The sequence below is a fragment of the Jatrophihabitans cynanchi genome (assembly GCF_027247405.1).
GTDB classification, from domain to species: domain Bacteria; phylum Actinomycetota; class Actinomycetes; order Mycobacteriales; family Jatrophihabitantaceae; genus Jatrophihabitans_B; species Jatrophihabitans_B cynanchi.
On sequence record NZ_CP097463.1, the window covers coordinates 2239677 to 2262713 of the forward strand.

Genomic DNA, 23037 nt, shown 5'->3' on the forward strand with positions numbered 1-23037 from the left:
CCACCGCCTGCCGCGGTCAGTACGCGCCGCGCGAGCGGATGACCGCCCAGACGGTCCGCGCGATGATCGCCAGGTCGAGGGTGAGCGACCAGTTCTCGACGTAGTACAGGTCCAGCCGCACCGTCTCGTCCCAGGACAGGTCGCTGCGCCCGCTCACCTGCCACAGCCCGGTCATGCCCGGCTTGACGAGCAGCCTGCGGTGCACGTGCGGGTTGTACCGCTCGACCTCGTCCGGCAGCGGCGGGCGCGGCCCGACCAGCGACATAGAGCCGCCGAGCACGTTGCCCAGCTGCGGCAGTTCGTCCAGCGAGAACTTGCGGATCAACCGGCCGACGGGCGTCACTCGCGGATCGCGGCGCAGCTTGAACAGCATGCCGCCGTCGGCCTCGTTGTAGGCGAGCAGGTCGGCGCGGCGGGCGTCGGCGTCGGCGTCGGCGTACATGGAGCGGAACTTGTAGACCTTGATCGGCCACCCGTCCTGCCCGGTGCGGGTGGCGACGTACAGCGCCGGGCCACGGCTGGTCAGCCGGACGGCGAGTGCGATGAGCAGCAGGACCGGCGCGGCCAACGCCAGCAGGACGGCGGCACCGACCACGTCGACGGCACGCTTGACGACGCGGCGTAGCCCGGTGAACTGCGGCTGGTCCACCCACATCAGCGGCAGCCCCTCGACCGGGCTGACGTGCACGCGAGGGCCGGCGACCTCGGTCAGCCCCGGCGCCATCACCATCGCGCAACCGGTGCCCTCGAGCGCCCAACCCAGCTCGCGGATCCGCCGCGGCCCGAGTCCGGCGCCGGCCACCGCGACCACGTCGACGCCGAGGCGCGCCGCGGCAGCCGCGGCCTGGCCGACGTCACCGACCACCGGCACGCCCGGCGCGAGTTCCTCGCCCACCGCGAGATCCTCCACGCACGCACCGACGACGACCAGGCCCGCGGCCGGGTTGCGGCCGGTCACCTGCGCCAGGTGCCGCACCGACTCGCTGGTGCCGACCGCGAGGATCGAACTGGTCCACTCGCCACGAATCCGCAGCCGGTAGACGAACTTCCGGCCGGCGTACCGCGCCAACACCATGAGCAGCGCACCGGTCGGGATGACGACGGCGAGAAAGGTCCGCGCGATCCCGATCCCGGTCAGGTACCCGCCGATCGCCACGCCACCGGCCATGTTCATCCCGGCCCACAGGACCCGCTGGTACTCGCGGGCGCCGGTGCTGAGCCGGCGCACCTCGTACCCGTCCACGGCCTGGACGCACACCAGCCAGCCCAGCGTGAGCACGCCGCTCCAGAGCAGGTAGTCCAGCACCGCCGAGCGCTCGATGCGCAGCCCGCCGGCCAGCACGATCCAGCCGATCGCGATGGCCACGCTCATGCACAGCGCGTCGGAGAGCACCAGCCGTGCGGCGAACCGCCGCGACCATCGGGCGACGGGCGTGCGCGGTGCGACGCGGGTCTGCGGGCGCGCGACCGCGAGCGCGGGCGCGAGCACAGGCGCGAGCGTCGCCTCGCCGGGCCGCTCGACCGCGCGGGTCACAGCCGGATCCCCCCGGCCGATGCCAGTGCCAGCACCGGTTCCCTGGCGTGCTCGGCGATCCGGACGGCGTCGTGCAGCACCGCATCGAACTCGGCGCCGATCCGCGCGATGTCGAACTGCTCCTCGGCCAGCGCGCGTGCCCGCTTGCCCAGCACCTGCAGGCCGGCCGGGTCGCGAGTGACCTCCGCGATCCAGGACGCGGCCTCGTGCGCCCCGGCGACATCGGGTGTCGCCACGCAACCGCCGGCGCCGGCGACGTCCCGCGCCGCCGGGTTGCCCGCGGGCACCAGCGCCACGATCGGCCGCCCGGCGGACAGGTAGCTGTGCACCTTGCTCGGGACGGAGAACTGGGCCGCATCGGGTTCGAGCAGCGCGATCACGGCGTCGGCGCTGGCCAGCACGTCGGGCAGGTCGGCAGCCGGCTGATAGCCCATCAGCCGCACGTCGGCACGTCCCCGCGCCGCGACCGCCAGATCATCGGCGCCGACCCCCTCGGACACCACGGTCAGCACCGCGTCCACGCCGCGTGCGCGCACCGCGTCCAGCAGTTCCAGCAGCAGCAGCGGGTTGTGCTTGCGCCCCAGGGTGCCGGCGTACAGCAGCCGGACCGGCTCGACCGGAAGCCCGTTGCGCACCGACCACGCGTTCTCGCGCTCGCCCGGCACCAGGTGATCGACCGGCGCCCAGTTCGGGATCACCCGCACGTGCCCGGTCGGCACCCCCCAGCGCCGGTACTGCTCGAGGAACCCGTCACCGATGGCGACCACCGAGTCGGCCGCGCGCACCTGCGCCTGTTCGGCCCGCTGCACCGCGGACGCGATCACCCCGGCCACCGGGCCCGGCAGCCTGCGGCGCGCCTCAGCGGCGACGCCCAGGCTGTAGACGTCCTGGTGCCACAGCACCCACGGCTGGCGGCGGCGCGCGAAGTAGCGCCGCATCCGGGCCAGCGCGAACAGCGGGACGTTGCAGGCCACGACCACGTCGAAGTGCTCGCCCTCCAGCGCGCGCTGCCAGGCGCGCGCGTAGCTCAGCTCGAAGCGGGTGCGCCCGACCGGGGAGTACTTGACGAGCGGCTCGCCGGCACTGGTCGGAGCGAACGCGAGCGTGCGCGGGTCGTCCGATGTCCGCTCCAGCAGTCCGCGCCCGGTGACGTACTGCGCGCAGTAGCCGTGCAGCACGTGATGGCCGCGCGCCGCCAGGTCCCGGGAGAGCTGCGCCTGGAAGGGGTGGCCGCTGTAGTCATGGAGGTTCACCCGCACGCCCGTCCAACGAGAGAACGTGTTCTGGGTTGCGCTCGGAGATACTGGCAGGCGTGTCGTTCCGCATCCTGGCCGTCTGCACCGGAAACGTGTGCCGCTCGCCGATGGCCGAACTGCTGCTGCGCGACTGGGCGGATCCGCGCGCCGGGCTGCAGGTGTCCAGCGCCGGCACCCAGGCGCTGGTCGGCCGCACCGTCGACGGCGGCACGGCCGCCGTGCTCCGCCGATGGGGGCTGGATCCGACCCGGCACCGCGCCCGGCAGCTGACCTCGGCGATGGCCGCGGAGGCCGACCTGATCCTCACCGCCGAACGCGCGCACCGCGACCAGCTCATCCACGACCTGCCCAGCGCGTTCAAGCGGACGTTCACCATGGCCGAGTTCGCCCGGCTGGCCGAACGGCTGCGCACCAGCGACTCGCCGGCCGCGGCAGTGGCGGCAGTGGCCGCCGTCGCCGCGGCGCGCGCCGGCGCCGGACCCGTCCCGCCGGACGACGACGACCTGCCCGATCCGTTCGGCTGGACGGCATCGCGCACCCGGCCGGTGGCCGAGCGGCTCACCGGCATCGTCCAGCTCACCCTGGACGCGCTGAACTTCTCACCGCGGCGCATCCACCGGCTGTCGTCCGGGACGTGATCGGCCCACCCGCGCCGGATAGGCTCGCCATTCGTGACAGGAGATGCTCGCAAGATCACCGTGGTCGGGGACCCGGTGCTGCACACGCCGACCCGTGCGGTGACCGAGTTCGGCCCGGAGCTGGACCGGCTGATCGAGGACATGTTCGCCTCCCTCGCGGTCGCGCAGGGCGTGGGGCTGGCCGCCCCGCAGGTCGGTGTCGACCTGGCCGTGTTCGTCTACGACTGCCCGGACGACGAGGGTGAGCGGCACGTCGGCCACGTGGTGAACCCGACCATCACGACGAGCGGGCCGCCTGTCGTGCACGAGGAGGGCTGCCTGTCGGTGCCCGGCCCGTACCACGATCTCGCGCGCGCGGCCGAGGCAACCGTGCGCGGGGTCGACAGCACGGGCGCCCCCGTCGAGGTCAGCGGCACCGGCTACTTCGCCCGCTGCCTGCAGCACGAGACCGACCACCTCAAGGGCGTGCTGTTCATCGACCACCTGCCCCGCAACCGCCGGCGCCGCGTGCTGCGCGAGATGGAGCCGTTCGAGTGGAACGCGCCGGTGCCGTGAGCTCGCTGCTGCGGCTCGTCCGCGCCGACATCGAGGCGAGCACGCACCCGAACTTCCGGCTCTACGGCGACGCGGTGTTCTGGCGCCGCGCGCTCGGCAAGCTGGCGCTGAGCCCGAACGTGCGCGCGGTCGTGACGTTCCGGATCGCGCACGCGCTCGCCGAACGCGGCCTGCTGCCGGTGGCGCTGTGGCTGCGCGCCCGGGCGCTGCGGCGCAGCGGCGCGGAGCTTCACCCGGCCGCGACCATCGGCCCCGGACTGCTGCTGGTGCACTCGGCCGGGGTGGTGATCGGGCCCGAGGTGGTGATCGGTGCGCGGGCCCGGATCCACCAGGGCGTCACGCTCGGTGAGCCGGTGCCCGTCGGCGACGGGCGGTGGGCGGCGCCGCGGGTGGGCGACGACGTCGTGCTCGGCGCGCACGCGGTGCTGCTCGGTGACATCACGGTGGGCGACGGCGCGCGCGTGGGCGCGAACGCGGTGGTCACCCGCGACGTCCCGGCCGGCGCGACCGTGGCCGGCGTCCCCGCCCGCCCGATCTGACCGATCGTGCAGGCCGCGATCGCGCAACCCGCGCGCCGTGCCGAGCCGCTCAGAGCAGTTCGGCGATCTGAACCGCGTTGAGCGCGGCGCCCTTGCGCAGGTTGTCGTTGCTCACGAACAGCACCAGGCCGCGGCCGCCGTCCAGCGAGGAGTCCTGGCGGATCCGCCCGACGTAGGACGGGTCCTGGCCGGCGGCCTGAAGCGGGGTCGGCACCTCGGCCAACTCGACGCCCGGCGCGGCGGCCAGCAGTTGCTGCGCGCGCTGCACGCTGATCGGCCGTGCGAACTCCGCGTTGATCGACAGCGAGTGACCGGTGAACACCGGCACGCGCACGCAGGTGCCGGACACGCGCAGCTCGGGGATGCCCAGGATCTTGCGCGACTCGTTGCGCAGCTTCTGCTCCTCGTCGGTCTCCAGCGAGCCGTCGTCGACGACCGAGCCGGCGAGCGGCAGCACGTTGAACGCGATCGGGCGGGCGAACTTTGCCGGCTCCGGGAATGGCACGGCGCCGCCGTCATGGGTGAACTCGGCGGCGCGGTCCGCGACCTGGCGCACCTGCTTGTCCAGCTCGTCGACGCCGGCCAGGCCGGCGCCGGAGACCGCCTGGTAGGTCGAGACGATCAGGCGCACCAGCCCGGCCTCGTCGTGCAGCGGCTTGAGCACCGGCATCGCGGCCATCGTGGTGCAGTTCGGGTTGGCGATGATTCCCTTGACCGCACGGCGGACCTCGTCCGGATTCACCTCCGCGACGACCAGCGGGACGTCCGGGTCCATCCGCCACGCCGAGGAGTTGTCGACCACGGTGACGCCCGCGGCCGCGAACTTCGGCGCCAGCTCACGCGAGGTCGCCCCGCCCGCGGAGAACAGCGCGACGTCCAGCCCGCGCGGGTCGGCGACCGCGGCGTCCTCGACGCGCACGTCCACGCCCTCCCACTGCAGTGTCGTACCCGCCGACCGCGCCGAGGCGAAGAACCGGATCTCGTCCACCGGGAACGCGCGCTCGGCCAGGATGCGCCGCATGACCGACCCGACCTGCCCGGTCGCGCCGACGATTCCTACTTTCATCGTCCGGTACCTCCGTAGACGACGGCGGGTTCCTCGTCGGAGCCGAGCTCGAAGGCATCGTGGACGGCGCGCACCGCCTCGTCCAGGTCGGTGTCCCGGCACACCACCGAGATGCGGATCTCCGACGTCGAGATCATCTCCACGTTGATGCCGGCCGCCGCGAGCGCCGCGAAGAACTTCGCCGACACCCCGGGGTGCGAGCGCATTCCCGCGCCCACCAGCGACAGCTTGCCGATGTGGTCGTCGTAGAGCAGGTCGCCGAAGCCGACGGACGCCTGCACCTTGCGCAACGCGGCCAGCGCGGCCGGGCCGTCCGCTCCGGGCAGCGTGAAGGAGACGTCGGTGCGCCCGGTGCCACCGGTCGAGATGTTCTGCACGATCATGTCCAGGTTGATCTCGGCCGCCGCGAGTTCGGTGAAGATGGCGGCCGCCTCACCCGGCTTGTCGGGCACGCCCACGACGGTGACCTTGACCTCACTGCGGTCGTGCGCCACTCCGCTGATGATCGCGTCTTCCACTGCCAGCTCCTCCATGTGACCGGCGACCGTGGTGCCGGGCTTGTTCGAGAACGACGAGCGGACGTGGATCGGCACCCCGTAGCGCCGGCCGTACTCGACGCTGCGCAGGTGCAGGATCTTCGCGCCGCACGCGGCGAGCTCGAGCATCTCCTCGTACGTGACCGTGCTGAGCCGCTTGGCGTTCGGGACGATGCGCGGGTCGGCGCTGTAGACGCCGTCGACGTCGGTGTAGATCTCGCAGACGTCGGCCTGCAAGGCGGCGGCGAGCGCCACGGCCGTGGTGTCCGAGCCGCCGCGTCCGAGCGTGGTGATGTCCATGGTCTCCTTGGAGAAGCCCTGGAATCCCGCGACGATCGCGACGTTGCCGGCGGCCACCGAGTTCTCGACCCGGCCCGGCGTGATGTTGACGATGCGGGCGCGGCCGTGCACCGAGGTGGTCAGCACGCCGGCCTGCGAGCCGGTGAACGACTCCGCCTTGTCGCCGAGGGAGTTGATCGCCATCGCGAGCAGCGCCATCGAGATCCGCTCGCCCGCCGTGAGCAGCATGTCGTACTCGCGGCCGGACGGGACCGGGACGATCTGCTGGGCCAGGTCGATCAGCTCGTCGGTGGTGTCGCCCATCGCGGACACGACCACGACCACGTCGTTGCCCTCGCGCTTGGTCGCGACGATGCGCTCGGCAACGCGCTTGATGCGCTCGGCGTCGGCGACGGACGAGCCGCCGTACTTCTGCACGACGAGCGCCACGGAACTCCCCAATCCATCACTGCGGGCGGAGGTTCCAGGATACCGGCAGGCTCAGCGGCGGTTTCCCGCACGCTTGCGCACTTGGCGCTCCAGCTCCTCGTGCAGGTTGCGCGCCCAGATCTGCGGCGAGAGGCGGCTGCCCAGCGCGCGGCTGCCGTCGGACATCTCGCCCAGCCGTTTCGCACCGAGCGCGCTCATCCGGGCCATCGCCTCGGCCAGTTCGTCCACGTCGCCCGCCGGCACCGTCCAGCCGTTGAAGTTGTCCTGCAGCAGGTGCGGCACCGCGCCGACGCCGTCGGAACAGATCAGCGGCAGCCCGGCGGCGGCAGCCTCGTGCACCACGACGCCGTACCACTCGATGTGCGAGGGAAGGATCAGGCAGGACGAGGTGTGCATCAGCTCGGCGAGCTGCTCGGGCTGCACGAACCCCAGCAGCCGCACCCCGTCGATGCCCTCGAACGCGCCGGCGAGCGGGCCGCCGCCGGCCACGTCCAGGCCCCAGGGCTGCTCGGTGGTCGCGCGGTAGCGCCGGTACGCCTCGGCCAGCTCGGCAGGCGCCTTGTGCCAGATCAGCCGCCCGGTGAACAGGAACCGGCGCCGCTCGGCGAGCTCGTCCGCATCGCGCGGTCCGCGGTCGAACAGCTCGGTGTCGGCGGAGTTCGCGCCCCGGATGATGTCCCCGCCGCCGAAGCCGATCCGGCGCGCGAACCGCTCGGCGCGCTCGCCGGGCACCCACGCGCACTCGAACAGCGGGTCGACGTAGACGTGGTGCGCGAGCAGGCCGGCCCACTGCTTGGCGCTGCCGTGCCAGAAGTTGCTGGTGAACATCACCCGCAACGCGCGATCGCGTTGGGACCGCATGACCGCGCGGTACCCCTTGCCGTCCCACGACCACATGATCACGACGTCCGGCGCGAACCGCTCGACCAACGGCTGCAGCACCTCGGGGCCCGGCATCGTCGCCCAGACGTGCCGCTGCAGCGAGTGGGCGAACCGGCTCTTGTCGAACGGCGCGTAGGCCATCGAGTCCGGGTGCACGAGCAGCAGCTCGTCACCCAGGTCGCTGAGCGCCCGGAAGCAGGTGTCCTGGTAGGCCGTCAGACCGGTCATCAGCACCGCGATGCGCACGCCGATTCCCCTTCCGCCGCCGGCGTCGCGACGATAGCCCGACCGCGCGGGGTGCGCATCTCAGACGGACGCGGCGAACGCCTCCTCCAGCACGCCCAGGCCCTCGCCGAGCAGGCCGTCGCCGATCACCAGCGGCGGCAGGAAGCGCAGCACGTTGCCGAACGTTCCGCACGTCAGCGTGATCAGCCCGCGCTGGTGGCACGCGGCCGACACCGCGGCGGTCAGCGCCGGGTTGGGGGCGTGCGAGCCGCCGCCGTCGACGAGTTCGACGGCGAGCATGGCCCCGCGCCCACGCACCTCGCCGATCACGTCGAACTTCTCGGCCAGCGCGGCCAGCCGCGGGCGCATGATCGCCTCGATCCGCCGCGCGGCGCCGCACAGGTCCTCGGCCGCCATCGTCTCGATCGCCGCCAGCGCCGCCGCGCACGCGACCGGGTTGCCGCCGTACGTGCCGCCGAGGCCGCCGGCATGCACCGCGTCCATCAGCTCGGCCCGGCCGGTCACCGCGGCAAGCGGCAGGCCGCCGGCGATGCCCTTCGCGGTGGTGATCAGGTCCGGCACCACGCCCTCGAACTCGCAGGCGAACCAGTCGCCGGTGCGGCAGAAGCCGGACTGGATCTCGTCGGCGATGAACACGATCCCGTGCTCGGTGCACCACTGCGCGACCCGGGCCAGGAAGCCCGGCGCCGGAACGATGAAGCCGCCCTCACCCTGGATCGGCTCGATCAGCACCGCGGCCGTGTTCTGCTCGCCGACCTGCGCGTGCACCAGTTCGGCGAACTCGGCGAACGCCTCGTCGCTGCAGTGTTCCGGACCGGTCGGCCAGCGGTACGGGTACGCCATCGGCACCCGGTAGATCTCGGACGCGAACGGCCCGAAGCCTTGCTTGTACGGCATGTTCTTCGCGGTCAGCGCCATCGTCAGGTTGGTGCGCCCGTGGTAGGCGTGATCGAACGCGACGACCGCCTGCCTGCCGGTCGCGTGCCGTGCGACCTTGACGGCGTTCTCCACGGCCTCGGCGCCGGAGTTGAACAGCGCCGAGCGCTTCTCGTGGCTGCCGGGCGTCAGCTCGTTCAGCTTCTCGGCCACGGCCACGTACTCCTCGTACGGGGTGACCATGAAGCAGGTGTGCGTGAAGTCGGCGACCTGCTCCCGCACCGCCTCGACGACCCGTGGCGCGGAGTTGCCCACCGAGGTGACCGCGATGCCGGAACCGAAGTCGATCAGCTGGTTCCCGTCGACGTCGACCACGATGCCGCCGCCGGCCCGCTCGACGTACACCGGCAGTGTGGTGCCCACTCCGCTCGCCACGGACGCGCTCTTGCGCGCGTGCAGCTCGAGCGAACGAGGCCCCGGGATCGCCGACTTCAGCAACCGCTTCTGCTCAACCACGTCGCCAACCCTTCTCACCCGGTGTCGATCACCGCGATGACATCGCCCTCACCGATCGCGTCGCCCGCGCGCACCGCGACCTCGCGGACCACGCCGGTGACCTCGGCCAGCACCGGGATCTCCATCTTCATCGACTCGAGGATCACCAGCGTGTCGGCCGGCTCCACCCGGTCACCGACCCCGACGGCGACCGACCCGATGGTGGCGACGAGCTCCGCGGTGATCTCATGGCTTCGCACTGCTGCAGGTTAGGGCCGCGAGCCGCCGAACCGTCTCGAGGCCCTAGAACTCGATGTTGTGCATGACGTGCTTGATGCGGGTGTAGTCCTCCAGGCCGTACACCGACAGGTCCTTGCCGTAGCCGGAGTGCTTGAACCCGCCGTGCGGCATCTCGGCGACGATCGGGATGTGCGCGTTGACCCAGACGCAGCCGAAGTCGAGCCGCCGCGAGACGCGCATCGCGCGGCCGTGGTCCTTCGTCCAGACCGAGGACGCCAGGCCGTACTCGATGTCGTTCGCCCAGCGCACCGCCTCGTCCTCGTCGGTGAACTTCTGCACGGTGATGACCGGACCGAAGATCTCGTTCTGCACGGCGTCGTCATCCTGCTTCATGCCGGCCAGCACGGTGGGCTGCCAGAAGAACCCCCGCTCCCCCTGGCGCGCACCACCGGCGAGCAGCTGCGCATGGTCGGGCAGCCGCTGGAAGAAGCCGCCGACCCGCTCCAGCTGGTTGGCGTTGTTCAGCGGCCCGTACAGCACGTCGGCGTCGTCGGGCATGCCGGTCTTGGTGTTCTTCGCCTGCTCGGCAAGGGCGTCTGCCAGGTCGGACGCGATGCCGGGACCGGCGAGCACCCGGGTGGCCGCGGTGCAGTCCTGGCCGGCGTTGAAGTAGCCGGCGATCGCGATGTTCTCCGCCGCGTACTCGATGTCCGCGTCGTCGAACACGATCACCGGAGCCTTTCCGCCGAGCTCCAGGTGGGTGCGCTTGAGGTCCTTGGCCGCCGCCTCGGCCACCTCGTACCCGGCTCGCGTGGAGCCGGTGATCGACACCATCGCGGGCGTCTTGTGGCTGACGAGTGCCCGACCGGTGTCACGGTCGCCGCACACCACGTTGAAGATGCCGGGCGGGAAGAACTCGGCAGCGATCTCGGCCATCAGCGTGGACGAGACCGGGGTGGTGTCCGAGGGCTTGAGCACCACGCAGTTGCCGGCGGCCAGGGCGGGCGCGATCTTCCAGACCGCCATCATCATCGGGTAGTTCCACGGCGCGACCTGGCCGACGACGCCGACCGGCTCGCGCCGGATGTAGGAGGTGTGCCCGGCCAGGTACTCGCCGGCGCTGCGGCCCTCGAGCAGCCGCGCGGCACCGGCGAAGAACCGGAGCTGGTCGATCGCGGGCGGCACCTCTTCGGTGCGGGTCAGCTCGATCGGCTTGCCGGTGTTCTCGCACTCCGCCGCGATGATCTCCTCGGCGCGCTCCTCCATCGCGTCGGCGAACTTCAGCAGCGCCCGTTGCCGCTCGGACGGGGTGACGTCGCGCCACGACTCGAACGCGGTTGCGGCGGCGCGATACGCGGCGTCGACGTCCTCCGGGCCGGACAGCGGCGCCGAGCCGAACACCTCTCCGGTGGCCGGGTTGACCAGGTCGGTGCGCCGGCCGGCCGCTGCCTCGGCCGGCTTGCCGTCGATGAAGTTCTGCACGTTACGAGCCATTACCAACCTCATAGCTGCCTGTGGCGACGGATTCAGCATTGTTCTACCCGTTGGACAACGAAAAGGGAAGGTTAGCCGCCTGCCCGACCCAACGGCGAGCGATCCTGATACGCTGCAGCCACCATGACGCGCGCGCTGCTTCTTCGCTGCCGCGGCGAGGCCCGGTAACTCACTCCGGTCGGCCCCTCGTCGCGGGCCACCTGGCGTGCTCACAGCACACGCTGCCGACCTCCACCCTTTCCCTCCAGGAGAGCAGCCCGTCATGAGTAGTTCCTTCTCGCAACGCCCGTCCGGCATGCCGTGCCACCGCTACCGCCCCTTCCCCGCCGTCGAGCTGCCCGACCGGCAGTGGCCCGCCAAGCGCATCGAGGCCGCACCGCGCTGGCTCTCGACCGACCTGCGCGACGGCAATCAGGCGCTGATCGACCCGATGAACGCGACCCGCAAGAACACGATGTTCGACCTGCTGGTGCGGATGGGTTACAAGGAGATCGAGGTCGGCTTCCCCGCCGCCAGCCAGACCGACTTCGACTTCGTCCGCAGCCTGATCGAGGGCGGCCGGGTACCCGATGACGTCCGCATCTCGGTGCTGACCCAGGCCCGCGAGGAGCTGATCGAGCGCACCGTCCAGTCACTCGTCGGCGCCCACCAGGCGACCGTGCACATGTACAACGCGGCCGCGCCCACGTTCCGGCGCGTCGTGTTCGGCTTCCCGGGCGACGGGCGCGCGCAGTGCCGCGCGATCGCGGTCGACGGCGTGTCGGCGATCATGAAATACGCCGAGATCTACCTGCCGGACACCGACTTCGGCCTGGAGTACTCGCCGGAGATCTTCATGGACACCGAACTGGACTTCAGCCTGGAGATCTGCGAAGGCGTCATGGACGTCTGGCAGCCCGAGGCCGACCGCGAGATCGTGCTCAACCTGCCGTGCACCGTGGAGCGGTCCACGCCGAACGTCTACGCCGACCAGATCGAGTGGATGTCGCGGAACCTGTCGCGCCGCGAGTTCGTCGCGCTGTCGGTGCACACGCACAACGACCGCGGCACCGCGACCGCCGACGCCGAGCTCGCCGTGCTGGCCGGTGCCCAGCGCATCGAGGGGTGCCTGTTCGGCAACGGCGAGCGAAGCGGCAACGTCGACCTGGTGACGCTGGGCCTGAACCTGTACGCGCAGGGCATCGACCCGATGATCGACTTCAGCGACATCGACGAGATCCGCCGCACCGCCGAGTACTGCAACCGCATCGACGTCCACGAACGGCACCCGTACGCGGGCGACCTGGTGTACACGTCCTTCTCCGGCTCGCACCAGGACGCCATCAAGAAGGGCTTCGAGGACCTGGAGCGGACGGCACGGGCATCAGGTGTGTCCGAGCGCGAGCTGCCGTGGGACATCCCGTACCTGCCGATCGACCCGAAGGACGTGGGCCGCTCCTACGAGGCGGTCATCCGGGTGAACTCGCAGTCCGGCAAGGGCGGCGTCGCGTACATCATGAAGGTCGACCACCACCTCGACTTGCCGCGCCGGCTGCAGATCGAGTTCAGCCACGTCATCCAGCAGCACACCGATGGTGAGGGCGGCGAGGTCGACGCCGCGCTGATGTACGACATCTTCGCGAAGGAGTACCTCGCGCCCGGCGACTTCGCGCTCAAGGCGTTCCAGTCGACGAGCGACAACGGCATCGAGCGGATCGTCGCGGTCGTCAGCGCGTTCGGCACCGATCACGAGCTGACCGGCGTCGGCAACGGCCCGATCGCGGCCTTCTGCGCCGCGCTGTCCGAGGTCGACCTGGGGCTCGGCGGGGTGAACGTGCGGGTGCTGGACTACGCCGAGCACGCCCTGACCGCGGGCCGCGACGCCGAGGCGGCCGCCTACCTCGAGCTCGAGGTCGGCGAGCGGGTGTTGTGGGGTGTGGGCATCAGCGAGTCGATCGTGCAGGCCTCGCTGCGCGCCGTGATCGCCGGGCTGAACCGCGTCTCCCGGGACCGCTGAGGACCTGGTCAGCTCAGCCGGGCGACCGGCGGTTCGGTGGAGAAGTCGATCGTGGCACTCACCGGGGCCGCGACGGCGCTCTTGCGCGACACGATGTGCCGTCCCGCCGTGGCCCGGTACTCGAGGCTGAAGGTGAGCCGGCCGGATGCGTGCACCAGATCGGCATGGCGGTCATCGACGGTGTAGCTGAGCGCGCCGTACCCGGCCGGCTGCTGCCAGCGCGCCGTCCCGGTCCGCAGGCCGGGCAGCGCGCTGCGCGGGATCCGCTGCGGGCAGTCCGCGGGCGCCAGCGAGCGGGAGCTCACGCAGCGGCCGAGCGCGCTCTGCAGCGCGGCGGTGGCGGCCGACCGGCCGTCCGGGGTCAGCACGGCCTGCGGGCTCACCATCGCCGGCGCGTCCGGGTCGGTGAACACCGCGGTGCTCGGCGTCAGCGCGAAGTCGCTTTGGGTCGAGCCGAAGGTGAGCACGCCGGGGAACATCCACACCTCGCCGGTGTCCGCCAGCGGGACGCCGAGCGCGGTCGGTGCAGGCAGGTAGCTGGCCCCGCTGACCTCGACGTTGACGGCGACACTCGGCAGCGCCCAGCCGGTGCCACGCCGGATGACGTTGATCTCGTCGTCGACCGGCGTCTGCCCGAGCAGGTACTTCACCCGCACCACCGCGCCGTAGTCGCCCGAACGCGAGTCGACGACGGTGATGTCGTGGATCGGCGCCAACTCCTGCTGGCTGTGCAGCACCTGCGGGGTGAGCCGGCTGCGGTCCGCGGGCGCGGTGCCCATCGCCAGCGCGGCGGCCGCGTCGCTGCGCGCCAGGGCGCGCAGGTACGAGACGACGATCGAGGTCGCGCTCGGACCTCGGTTGCTCGCCCCGTACACGAGATAGCCGGAGGCCACCAGCACCGCGATCAGGGCGACGGCACCGCTGAACACGTAGAGCCGGCGGCGGGTCGCGGCCGGGACGGCGGGTGCGGGTGGTGGTGCGCTCATTCCGGGGCCGTCCGCTCGATGATCGCGTGCCACTGCACGCCGTCGTCGTCGACCTGTACCCGCGGTCCGGCCGGGGTCGGCGGAACCGGCGGCTCGGCCGGCCGGCGGCGCAGCAGGGCCACGACGGCGAGCGCGATCAGGGCGAGCAGCCCGGCCAGCGCGACCGCGAGCGCACCGAGCACGCGGGGCACCAGCAGCCGCGGCGAGCTCCCGATCCGGAACTCGCCTGTCGAGCCGATCTGCTTGGCCGCCGGCGCCGGGGGCTTGACCCGCGCGGCCTTCGCGAACGCATTCGCCCGGGCCGCGAACGGTGCTGCGGCGGCATAGATCGGGTTGGGCGCGCCGGCCGGCACCGTGGCCGTCACCGCCCGGTAGCCGTCGAGCTGCCCCCAGCCGTAGGCCGGATCGGGCTTGCTGCGCCGCCCGTCCAGGGTGGCCAGCACGCGGGCGATCACCTGCTGCCCGGTGAGCTTGGGATGCTTGGACCACACCAGGGCGACGACGGCCGAGGCGATCGCGGTGGCCTGGCTGGTCCCGTTGCCGGCGTAGGCGAGCCCGGCGACCCGGCTCAGCGACGGGACGTTCACGCCCGGCGCGGTGAACGCGACATACGGGTGTCGCGAGGAGAAGGGCGCGTGCTCGCCGCTGCGGTCGGTCGCACCGACGGCCACCACGCCGAGACAGACGCCCGGCTCCTCGACGGCGTTGTCGCCCTTGCCGCGGTTGCCGGCCGCGGCGAGTACCACGGCCCCCTTGCGCAGCGCGTAGAAGACGGCGGCCTGCTCGTCCGCCGCGCACGGCTCGCTGTCGCTGGACGGGTCGCGACGCCCGCCGAGCGACATGCTGATCACGTCGGCGCCGTGGTCAGCGGCCCACCGGATCGCCGCGCCGAGATGGTCGTCGCTGGAGGCGTCCGACGTGCCGCTGAGCGGGACCGCGATCGGCAGCACGCGCGCGTCCGGGGCGATGCCGGTGATCCCGAGCGTGCCCGGCCTGCCCACCATGATCGAGGCCATCGCGGTGCCGTGCCCGAACTCGTCCTGTTGCCGGTCGGTGCGTCCGTCACCGCTTCGGCCGAAGTCGGTGCCGGCCAGCACCCGGCCGCGCAGTTCGGGCAGCGCGGCGTTGACGCCGGTGTCGATCTCGGCGATCCGGATGCCCTGCCCGCGCGCGCCCTGCGACCACAATCGCGGGATCTGCCAGGTGTCGAACCAGTATTCGGGAGCATCGGGCGGTCCGGGTGCCGCCACCGCCGGCACGGTACCGAGCAGCAGCCCGGCGGCGAGCGCCACCGCGGCCAGCCGCCGCCCGCCGCGGCTCATGTGCCGGCCTTCCAGCGGATCACGATCGGTGACACGGGGTACGCGGCCGACGCGAGCGGCAGTTGCAGCGTGCCCTGCTTGTGCACGTCGAGGTTGTCGAAGGTCAGCTCGCGGTAGCTGCCCGTGAACGGGACGCTGCCGGTGATCTCGATGGCACCGGCGGCCGCGTCCTCGACGTCCAGGTTCATCGACCCCGCGGCGCTGCCGGTGATCCGGCCGGACAGGCTGCCGGGCACGAACCGATCGGACGGCAGCGGGCAGACCGGATCGGCTGCCTTGCCCGCGGCGAGGCAGCCGCGCAGCGCCTTCTCGAGTGCTGCGCCCACCGCCTTGCGACCGGCCTCGCTGACCTCGACCCGGCCCTGCCCCGCGTTCGGCCGGGCGAAGCTCACGCTCGCCGACTGCGGGACGAGCTGCAGGTAGGGCGTGTCGAACCGGATCGGGACCGCGCCCGGGAACGCCAGCACCGTCCCGTCCGGAACCGCCGCACCCAGCACGGTCGCGCGGTCCGCCGCCTGGGCGAGGTGCAGGTCGGTCGCGACCGCGGTGCGGTCCAGCCGCCAGGCGTGGCCGCGCCGGTGCACAGCGACGGTGTCGTTGACGATCTGGACGCCGGTGGCGAACTCGAGCCGGTAACGCACCGCCACCTGAGCCTGGTTCCCGGCCTGGTCCACGGACACGACCTGGACGCGGCGGATCGGGGCGATGCGCTGCTGTTCGCGCAGCACGGCGTCGGTCAGCAGGGTGTGCGGGCCGGCGGGCAGGTCGCCGAAGGCCAGCGCGGCGGGTGCGTCGGAGTCGGCGAGCGCGGCGAGGTAGCCCCGGACCGCACCGTCCGGGCCGGCCGTCGACCGGTATGCCTGGTAGGCCACCGCGGTGCCCCCACCGAGTGCGAGTACGGACAGCAGCACGGCCGCCCAGAACGCGCCGCGATGCCGGCGCACCCGGTGCGCGACCACTACTCCACCCGCCGCCGGCCGGAGAAGGCGCGGCCGAGCGTCACCTCGTCGGCATATTCCAGGTCACCGCCCACCGGCAGACCGCTCGCCAGCCGGGTGACCGTCAACCCCATCGGGCTGATCATCCGGGCCAGGTAGGTGGCGGTCGCCTCGCCCTCGAGGTTCGGGTCGGTCGCCAGGATGATCTCGGTGACGGCGCCGTCGCGCAGCCGGGCCAGCAGCTCGCGGATGCGCAGGTCGTCCGGCCCGACGCCGTCGATGGGGCTGATCGCTCCGCCCAGCACGTGGTAGCGGCCGCGGAACTCGCGGGTGCGCTCGATCGCCACGACGTCCTTCGGCTCCTCGACCACGCAGATGATGCTCTGGTCCCGGCGCGCGTCGCTGCAGATGCGGCACACGTCCGACTCGGCGACATTGCCGCACACGGTGCAGAAGCGGACCTCGTTCTTGACCCGGATGAGCGTGGCGGCGAGCCGTTCGACATCGGCCGGCTCGGTGGCGAGCAGGTGAAAGGCGATCCGCTGCGCGCTCTTCGGGCCGACCCCGGGCAGCCGGCCCAGCTCGTCGATCAGGTCCTGGACGGCACCTTCGTACATCACACCCACGGTCCGGTCACGGGCTCCGTCATTGCCCCCGTCGTTGATCCGGTCATTGACCCGGTCACAGGCCCGGCAGGCCGAGGCCGCCGAGACCGGCGCCACCGAGCCCGCTGGTGAGCGGGCCCATCTTGTCCGCGGTCAGCTCGGACGCGGCGCGGCTGGCGTCACGCACCGCGGCGACGATCAGGTCCTGCAGCGTCTCGACGTCGTCCGGGTCGACGACCTTGGGATCGATCGACAGGGCCTGCAACTCACCGGACGCGAGCAGTGTCGCCGTCACCAGCCCACCTCCGGCGCTGCCCTGCACCTCGGTGCTGGCGAGCTCGGCCTGGGCGGCCTCCAGTTGCTGCTGCATCCGCTGCGCCTGCTTCATCAGCTGCTGAATGTTCGGCTGCTGCCCGCCGATCCCACCACCGCGCCCGGCCACCAGGAGCTCCTTCGTCTCGGGGAGTTCAGGGTAGCCGCCGGGGCCGATAAGTTCGCGCCACGGCGCACGTACAGCGCGGGCGCAGCGGGCGTGGCGCACCGTGTGCGAGGGTGGACGGCGTGCTCGCCCGCCTCGCCGCCGCCGTCGTGCTCGCGTGCGCGCTGGCCGGGTGCGCGACCGGCCACGCCGGACCGTCGCCCGGCCGGTCGCCGAGTGCGGCCGGCACACCGAGCAGCGCGATGAGCCCGCAACCGGCGCCGCCACCCCGGCCGACGGTGAGTGCCCACAGCACGGCGTCGCGGACCACCGCCGCAGCGCGCTCGAGCGCACCGACGTCCGCACACGCGGCGCATCCGGCAAGCACCCACCCGCCGTTGCCGCCGGTGAACTTCCCGCCGGGCGACGGGCCGCTGGTCGTGCTCGACCCGGGGCACAACGGTGGCAACGCCGCGCACCCGGCCGAGGTGAACAAGCAGGTGTACGCCGGGTTCGGCCGGTACAAGGCGTGCAACACCACCGGCACGAGCACCAACGCCGGCTACCCCGAGCACGCGTTCACCTTCGACGTCGCGAAGCGGGTGCGCGCGATCCTGCAGGCGCACGGCGTGAGGGTGATCATGACGCGCACGAACGACACCGGTGTCGGCCCGTGTGTCGACCGCCGCGCCGCCATCCAGAGCACGAAGGGGGTGCGGGCGGCGGTGAGCATCCACGCCGACGGCGCGCCGTCGTCCGGGCACGGCTTCCACGTCAACGAGTGCAGCCGGCGGCCCGAGGGTGCGACCGCCGCGACGGTGGCGAAGTCCGAGGCGCTCGGCCGGGCCGAGCACGACGCGCTGGCGCACGGCTCCGGTCTGGTGCCCTCGACCTACATCGGCACCGACGGGTTCGTGCACCGCTCGGACTTCGCCGGCCTCAACCTGTCGACGGCGCCGACGACGTTCCTCGAGGTCGGCAACATGCGCAACGGCGGCGACGCGGCGCTGCAGTCGTCGCGGTCCGGACGCCAGCGCATCGCCGAGGCGATCGCCGCCGGGATCCTGGCCTTCCTGGCCTGAGGGCTCTCAGGTCCCGTCGATCGGACGGGCGCCCAGTTCGTCCTGCAGCAGCCTGACCGCCTCGGTCTCCGGATCGGCCGCGGCAGGTGCGGCTCCGGCCGGCTCGTAATCGGCGTCGTCGCGCGGATCGGGTTCCGGCTCGCGGGTCGGGGCGGGCGCGTCCGGCATGCGGGGCGCGGCGCGCCCGGACGCTGCGGCACCCTCGGCCTCGACGAGCACCCGCCACGAACCGCCGACAGCCTCGGTGAGCGCGGCTTGCAGGATCGTGGTGTTGCTGTCGTCGGCGATCATGCGGGCCAGTGCCGCCGGTGCACTCAGCGTGACCTGCTCGCCGTCCACCGCGGTGATCTGCGCGTTGTCCAGCAGTGCCCTGGCCCGGCGGGAGCTCTGCTTGACGATCTCCAGCACCTCCGGCCACAGGCGGCGCAGCGCGGTCGCGTCCAGGCCACCGGAGGACGCGGCCGGGACGGGTGCTGGTGCTGCCGCGAGTGCTGGTGCTGCCGCGGGTACAGGCGCAGGAACGGGTACAGGCGCAGGAACGGGAGCAGGGGCTGACGCGCTGGTCTCGGCAGCAGCAGGCAGCTGGGCAGCAGCGGGCGGCTGCGCGGCTGCGGGCGGCTGCGCGACCGGCGCCTGCACCGATTGCGGCGAGGTCTCGGCGATCAGCGAGGCGCGGCGTTCGAGCCGCTCCAGCCGCTGCAGCAGCGCCGCGGAGTCGGTGGCGGCGTCCGGCAGCTGCATCCGCGCGCACAGCAGCTCGAGCACCAGGCGTGGCGCGGTCGTCCCGCGCATCTCGAGCAGCGCGGTGTGCACGATCTCGGCGTAGCGGGTCAGCGTGGCACCGCCGAGCCGGACCGCCTGATCCGTCATCTGGGTCAGCTGGTCCTGCGGCACGTCGATCAGCCCGCGCGCGGCGGCGTCGGGCACCGCGTCGAGCACGATCAGATCCCGGAACCGCTCGAGCAGGTCGGCCGCGAAGCGGCGCGGGTCATGGCCGGCCTCGACCACGCGATCGACGGTGCCGTACACCCCCGCGGCGTCGCCCGCGGCGAGCGCGTCGACCATGTCGTCCAGCAGCGCGCCGTCGGTCACGCCGAGCAGCCCGACGGCCCGCGCGTAGGTGACCCCGTCAGCACCGGCACCGGCGAGCAACTGGTCCAGGATGGACAGCGAGTCGCGGGCCGATCCGCCGCCGGCGCGGACGACGAGCGGCAGCACGCTGGGTTCGACCGAGATGCGCTCGGCCGTGCAGATCGTCTCGAGATGCGCGCGCAACGCCTGCGGCGGGATCAGCCGGAACGGGTAGTGGTGGGTGCGCGAGCGGATCGTCGTGAGCACCTTGTCCGGCTCGGTGGTCGCGAACACGAACACGAGGAAGTCGGGCGGTTCCTCGACGAGCTTGAGCAGGGCGTTGAAGCCCTGCGTCGTGACCATGTGCGCCTCGTCGATGATGTAGACCTTGTACCGGTCGCGCACCGGTGCGAAGAACGCCCGCTCGCGCAGGTCCCGGGCATCGTCGACGCCGCCGTGGCTCGCCGCGTCGATCTCGATGACGTCGATGGAGCCGGGCCCGTTCGGTGCCAGCTCGCGGCACGAGTCGCACTCACCGCACGGGTCCGGCGTCGGGCCCTTCGCGCAGTTCAGCGAACGGGCCAGGATCCGGGCGCTGGACGTCTTGCCGCAGCCGCGGGGTCCGCTGAACAGATAGGCATGGTTGATCCGGCCGGCCGTGAGCGCCGCGCGCAGCGGCTCGGTGACGTGCTCCTGACCGATGACCTGCGCGAACGTCGCGGATCGGTACTTGCGATACAGCGCCAGATGGTCGGCCACAGCACGACAGTAGCCAGCCACTGCGACGACGCCACCGTCCGGGGAGCAGCGGGGCGCGCTGCGCGGTTCGGCCTCACCGGCGGTCACTGCTTCGCGATCACCGTGCCGTCGTCGGGACGGGCGCTTCGGGCTGAGGTGCAAGGGACCCCCCGCGCACCCGACAGAGCCTGCTTATCCTTGCTGCCTTCCGGCCCTGGGGAGGTTCGCAGGATGAACGCCGCACGGGGGGTCGAGCGTGAAGTCTACGCAGAGGGCGGCTGCGCCCGTACGCCCCGCGCTGCGTATCCTCAACCGCGGAGGATTCGCCTAGTGGCCTAGGGCGCACGATTGGAAATCGTGTTGGGAGCAATCCCTCAGGGGTTCAAATCCCCTATCCTCCGCCAGCAGACGCAGACCTCGGTGGGCGACCAGTCCGCCGGGGTCTGCGTCGGTTCCGGCCCGGCCCGCTACGCCGCCGGGTCGCCGTCCGTTGCTGGTCTGCATCCACTGCGGCCGTGCTCGTTCTGTCGGGACCTGCCGATAGCACAAGGCAAAAGTCGGTCCTGACGGGTAGACCCGTCAGGGCCGTGCTGTAGAGCCGAACGCATGGGCGAATCTGCTCAGATCACGGTCGACGGGATCAGGCCGCCACCGCCTCGAGTCGCTCGGCCCGAACGGGCGTGGTGGCGATCGCTGCCAACGGCGCGAGCGCGACCAGGCCGAACGCGAGCGCATAGCGCGAGTCGCCGATGATCGCCGCCAGCATCGGGGCGGAAGCGACCGCGACCAGGTTCTGCGCGGTGTTCTGGATGCCGAGCGCGCGTCCGGACCATTCGGATCCGGCAAGTTCTGCGACCGAGGTGTAGGCCAGCCCGTTGTCGGCGACCGTCACGACTGCGGCGAGGCCGAACAGCACCACGATCCAGCCGGCGTGCCAGTGGGCGCCGAGCGCGAGCCCGAGCATGAGCGCCGTGGCAGCGACGGCGAGTTGGCGCATCGGACGCAGCCGGCTGCGCACCCGGTCCGACCAGATGCCGGCCACGATCCGGCCGGCCGCGCCGACGACCTGGAAGCCGAAGACGACGCGACCGGCCGTGGACGGATCCCAGCCCCGCTCGCCGACCAGGTACACCAGGGTGAAGGTCGCCACAGCGAACTGCGGCAGCACGAGCAACGAACTGCTCAAGTGCACGCGCGCCAACTGCCAGGACCCGCGGTACGGCGAAGGCACACCGGGCTCACCCGCCGACCGCGGCGCACGCGGCGGATCGGCGACGAACGCCCACACGGCGAGCGCCGCGAGCCCGCACAACCCGGCAGGCAGCCACAGCGCGGCACGCGGCCCGATCGCGTCGGCCAGCGGCGGCAGCGTGAGCGCAGCGATCGCCACGCCGAGCGGCTGTGCGGTCTGCCGCGTGCCCATCGCCAGACCGCGCTCCTGCACCGGGAACCAGCCCATCACCATGCGTCCGCTGGCAGCATTCACCGACGCCCCCGCCGCACCCGCGGCCAGCAGCAGAACAGCGGTAGCCGCGACCGTAGGAACGAGAGCCGCAGCAGCGAGGCACACCGCGGCGGCACCGACACCCGAGCCGATCACGACGCGCTCGCCGTGCCGGTCCGCCGCGGCACCCCACGCGATCAGCGTGAGCAGCAGCCCGACCATCGGCGCCGAGACCAGCACGCTGCCGCCGAGTAGGCTCAGCCCGTCGTCACGCCGCAGCGCCGGCAACAGCATCGCGATGCCGTACAGGAACGAACACGTCGCTGCCTGGGTCAGCGTGCCGACCGCGAGGATCGTCCAGCGCCGACCGTCAACCATGCCGACACGCTATCGCATCGTCCTATTCAATGAGAATGTCGTCTCACATGTCAAGACGCATGGTTGCGTCCACGAATCGCGACACCGCGTCGGCGAACGCCTGGGCGTGCCGCCGGTGCGGCTCGTGGCCGCCGCCGGGAAACACGACGAGCGTGCAGGCGGGCAGGTACTCGCGGGTGGCGTGCGCATGCGCCACCGGGATCACCCCGTCCCCCTCGGACCACACCACAAGAGTCGGCACCTGCTCGGCCAGGTAGCGCATCTCCAGGAACGAGCCGCGCTGTCCGGACGGTTGGATGACCGCACGCAATGCCGCGAAGAAGGCCGAGCGACCTGCTTCGTCACCGAGTGCGCGGCCGGCACGGGCGAGGTTGACCAGGTTGTCCGGGGTCAGGTGCAGCAAGCGGTGCAGCCGCGGGTTGCGGTACACCGACTGCATCCGCGGCCGCATCGCCCAGCCGAGCACCCGCGGCGCCACCGGCAGCGCCGCCGCGCGCAGCACCGGGTGCACCTCGCGTCCGAGCCCACCCGCGGACACCAGCACCAGCCGGCGCACCCGCTCGGGATGGTGGTAGGCGAAGTGCACCGCGATCGCCCCGCCCAGGGAATGCCCGCACAGCGTCGCACTCCGCAGCCCGAGCACCTCGAACAGCTCGTCCAGTTGCGCGGCGAAGTCGTCCAGCGTGTAGCCAGCGCGAGGCTTGTCCGATCGGCCGTGCCCGAGCAGGTCGATCGCGAGCACCCGCAACCCGTGCGCGGCGAGCGGGGCGACTGCCTTGTCCCAGGTATCGCTGTCGGACGCGAGGCCGTGCAGCAGCACGATCGGCTCGCCGTCGGGCGGGCCGGCCTCCTGCAGGGCGAGCGTGTAGCCGCCCACCCGCACCGTCCGCCGAACCGTCGCACCCGCCACGAGCCAGCACGTTACAAGCCGCCGGCGGGCGACTCAGCGCACCGGCCTGATCCGTCCCGCGAG

At 72.2% G+C, this 23037-nt stretch carries 21 protein-coding genes, 1 tRNA gene and 1 other RNA gene; 6 read left to right on the plus strand and 17 right to left on the minus strand.

Annotated elements, in window-relative coordinates:
- Positions 1-16: 16 nt before the first annotated feature.
- Both M6B22_RS10845 and M6B22_RS10850 read right to left on the minus strand, forming a co-directional pair.
- Complete coding sequence (locus M6B22_RS10845; RefSeq protein WP_269445782.1) at positions 17-1534, minus strand: sugar transferase; 1518 nt, start codon at positions 1532-1534, stop codon at positions 17-19.
- On the minus strand, positions 1531-2787 hold the full coding sequence (locus tag M6B22_RS10850; RefSeq protein WP_269445783.1) for a glycosyltransferase family 4 protein: 1257 nt from the start codon (positions 2785-2787) through the stop codon (positions 1531-1533). Before M6B22_RS10850 ends, M6B22_RS10845 begins: the two co-directional genes overlap by 4 nt.
- Before the next feature lie 59 nt (positions 2788-2846).
- On the opposite strand from M6B22_RS10850, the gene M6B22_RS10855 reads away from it, so the two are divergent.
- From M6B22_RS10855 to M6B22_RS10865, 3 genes are read left to right on the plus strand one after another with little or no spacing between them, the layout of a single operon-like run.
- Entirely contained in the window at positions 2847-3428 is a 582-nt protein-coding gene (locus M6B22_RS10855) for an arsenate reductase/protein-tyrosine-phosphatase family protein (protein ID WP_269445784.1), read from the plus strand.
- 33 nt (positions 3429-3461) lie between these two features.
- Positions 3462-3983, plus strand: a complete 522-nt coding sequence (gene def, locus M6B22_RS10860; RefSeq protein WP_269445785.1) for a peptide deformylase — start codon at positions 3462-3464, stop codon at positions 3981-3983.
- Entirely contained in the window at positions 3980-4522 is a 543-nt protein-coding gene (locus M6B22_RS10865; RefSeq protein ID WP_269445786.1) for a serine O-acetyltransferase, read from the plus strand. The genes def and M6B22_RS10865 overlap by 4 nt, the downstream gene beginning before the upstream one ends.
- 49 nt (positions 4523-4571) lie before the next feature.
- Here the strand turns inward: M6B22_RS10865 and M6B22_RS10870 are convergent, their stop codons facing one another.
- Genes M6B22_RS10870 through M6B22_RS10895 form a run of 6 tightly spaced genes read right to left on the minus strand, consistent with a single transcriptional unit; the run spans position 4572 to position 11086 of the window.
- The gene (locus M6B22_RS10870) at positions 4572-5588 is read right to left on the minus strand and encodes an aspartate-semialdehyde dehydrogenase (RefSeq protein WP_269445787.1); all 1017 of its coding nucleotides are present in this window, start codon (positions 5586-5588) and stop codon (positions 4572-4574) included.
- A complete protein-coding gene (locus M6B22_RS10875; RefSeq protein WP_269445788.1) occupies positions 5585-6853 on the minus strand; it encodes an aspartate kinase in 1269 nt (422 codons plus the stop codon). Before M6B22_RS10875 ends, M6B22_RS10870 begins: the two co-directional genes overlap by 4 nt.
- Positions 6854-6904: 51 nt before the next feature.
- Entirely contained in the window at positions 6905-7981 is a 1077-nt protein-coding gene (locus M6B22_RS10880; RefSeq protein ID WP_269445789.1) for a glycosyltransferase family 4 protein, read from the minus strand.
- Between the two features lie 60 nt (positions 7982-8041).
- Complete coding sequence (gene gabT / locus M6B22_RS10885) at positions 8042-9373, minus strand: 4-aminobutyrate--2-oxoglutarate transaminase (RefSeq protein ID WP_269445790.1); 1332 nt, start codon at positions 9371-9373, stop codon at positions 8042-8044.
- Positions 9374-9387: 14 nt separating this feature from the next.
- A complete protein-coding gene (locus M6B22_RS10890) occupies positions 9388-9612 on the minus strand; it encodes a biotin/lipoyl-binding carrier protein (RefSeq protein WP_269445791.1) in 225 nt (74 codons plus the stop codon).
- A gap of 43 nt (positions 9613-9655) precedes the next feature.
- Positions 9656-11086: a gamma-aminobutyraldehyde dehydrogenase gene (locus M6B22_RS10895; RefSeq protein ID WP_269445792.1), complete on the minus strand. Its 1431-nt coding sequence runs from the start codon at positions 11084-11086 to the stop codon at positions 9656-9658.
- A 262-nt stretch (positions 11087-11348) separates the two neighbouring features.
- Here M6B22_RS10895 and leuA point away from each other — a divergent pair, with 262 nt between their 5' ends.
- The gene (gene leuA, locus M6B22_RS10900; protein WP_269445793.1) at positions 11349-13082 is read left to right on the plus strand and encodes a 2-isopropylmalate synthase; all 1734 of its coding nucleotides are present in this window, start codon (positions 11349-11351) and stop codon (positions 13080-13082) included.
- 8 nt (positions 13083-13090) lie between these two features.
- Here the strand turns inward: leuA and M6B22_RS10905 are convergent, their stop codons facing one another.
- From M6B22_RS10905 to M6B22_RS10925, 5 genes are all read right to left on the minus strand, one after another.
- A complete protein-coding gene (locus M6B22_RS10905) occupies positions 13091-14068 on the minus strand; it encodes a hypothetical protein (RefSeq protein ID WP_269445794.1) in 978 nt (325 codons plus the stop codon).
- Positions 14065-15390 (minus strand): S8 family peptidase, encoded by a 1326-nt coding sequence (locus M6B22_RS10910; protein ID WP_269445795.1) that lies wholly within the window; start codon positions 15388-15390, stop codon positions 14065-14067. The genes M6B22_RS10905 and M6B22_RS10910 overlap by 4 nt, the downstream gene beginning before the upstream one ends.
- Complete coding sequence (locus M6B22_RS10915; protein WP_269445796.1) at positions 15387-16349, minus strand: hypothetical protein; 963 nt, start codon at positions 16347-16349, stop codon at positions 15387-15389. Before M6B22_RS10915 ends, M6B22_RS10910 begins: the two co-directional genes overlap by 4 nt.
- Complete coding sequence (gene recR / locus M6B22_RS10920) at positions 16349-16945, minus strand: recombination mediator RecR (protein ID WP_269445797.1); 597 nt, start codon at positions 16943-16945, stop codon at positions 16349-16351. Before recR ends, M6B22_RS10915 begins: the two co-directional genes overlap by 1 nt.
- A 64-nt stretch (positions 16946-17009) precedes the next feature.
- Positions 17010-17321, minus strand: coding sequence for a YbaB/EbfC family nucleoid-associated protein (locus tag M6B22_RS10925; RefSeq protein WP_407935683.1), 312 nt, complete (start codon positions 17319-17321; stop codon positions 17010-17012).
- A 164-nt stretch (positions 17322-17485) separates the two neighbouring features.
- Between M6B22_RS10925 and M6B22_RS10930 the strand changes: the two genes are divergently transcribed.
- On the plus strand, positions 17486-18433 hold the full coding sequence (locus tag M6B22_RS10930) for an N-acetylmuramoyl-L-alanine amidase (RefSeq protein ID WP_269445799.1): 948 nt from the start codon (positions 17486-17488) through the stop codon (positions 18431-18433).
- Positions 18434-18439: 6 nt separating this feature from the next.
- Here the strand turns inward: M6B22_RS10930 and M6B22_RS10935 are convergent, their stop codons facing one another.
- Both M6B22_RS10935 and ffs read right to left on the minus strand, forming a co-directional pair.
- Positions 18440-20251 carry a DNA polymerase III subunit gamma and tau gene (locus tag M6B22_RS10935; protein ID WP_407935684.1) on the minus strand — a complete coding sequence of 604 codons (1812 nt, stop codon included), beginning with the start codon at positions 20249-20251 and terminating at the stop codon, positions 18440-18442.
- Positions 20252-20400: 149 nt separating this feature from the next.
- Positions 20401-20497, minus strand: an RNA gene (gene ffs, locus M6B22_RS10940) — signal recognition particle sRNA small type.
- A 61-nt stretch (positions 20498-20558) separates the two neighbouring features.
- On the opposite strand from ffs, the gene M6B22_RS10945 reads away from it, so the two are divergent.
- A tRNA-Ser gene (locus M6B22_RS10945) sits at positions 20559-20646 on the plus strand.
- A gap of 236 nt (positions 20647-20882) precedes the next feature.
- Here M6B22_RS10945 and M6B22_RS10950 read toward each other — a convergent pair.
- Positions 20883-22064, minus strand: a complete 1182-nt coding sequence (locus M6B22_RS10950) for an MFS transporter (RefSeq protein ID WP_269441583.1) — start codon at positions 22062-22064, stop codon at positions 20883-20885.
- A gap of 43 nt (positions 22065-22107) precedes the next feature.
- Entirely contained in the window at positions 22108-22974 is an 867-nt protein-coding gene (locus M6B22_RS10955; RefSeq protein WP_269441584.1) for an alpha/beta fold hydrolase, read from the minus strand.
- Positions 22975-23037: the final 63 nt, after the last annotated feature.

Coding starts and splice junctions, on each gene's coding strand:
- M6B22_RS10870 (WP_269445787.1), bottom strand. CDS start 5,588: ATGAAAGTAGGAATCGTCGGCGCGACCGGGCAGGTCGGGTCGGTCATG.
- M6B22_RS10895 (WP_269445792.1), bottom strand. CDS start 11,086: ATGGCTCGTAACGTGCAGAACTTCATCGACGGCAAGCCGGCCGAGGCA.
- leuA (WP_269445793.1), top strand. CDS start 11,349: ATGAGTAGTTCCTTCTCGCAACGCCCGTCCGGCATGCCGTGCCACCGC.
- M6B22_RS10905 (WP_269445794.1), bottom strand. CDS start 14,068: ATGAGCGCACCACCACCCGCACCCGCCGTCCCGGCCGCGACCCGCCGC.
- M6B22_RS10910 (WP_269445795.1), bottom strand. CDS start 15,390: ATGAGCCGCGGCGGGCGGCGGCTGGCCGCGGTGGCGCTCGCCGCCGGG.
- recR (WP_269445797.1), bottom strand. CDS start 16,945: ATGTACGAAGGTGCCGTCCAGGACCTGATCGACGAGCTGGGCCGGCTG.
- M6B22_RS10925 (WP_407935683.1), bottom strand. CDS start 17,321: ATGAAGCAGGCGCAGCGGATGCAGCAGCAACTGGAGGCCGCCCAGGCC.
- M6B22_RS10950 (WP_269441583.1), bottom strand. CDS start 22,064: ATGGTTGACGGTCGGCGCTGGACGATCCTCGCGGTCGGCACGCTGACC.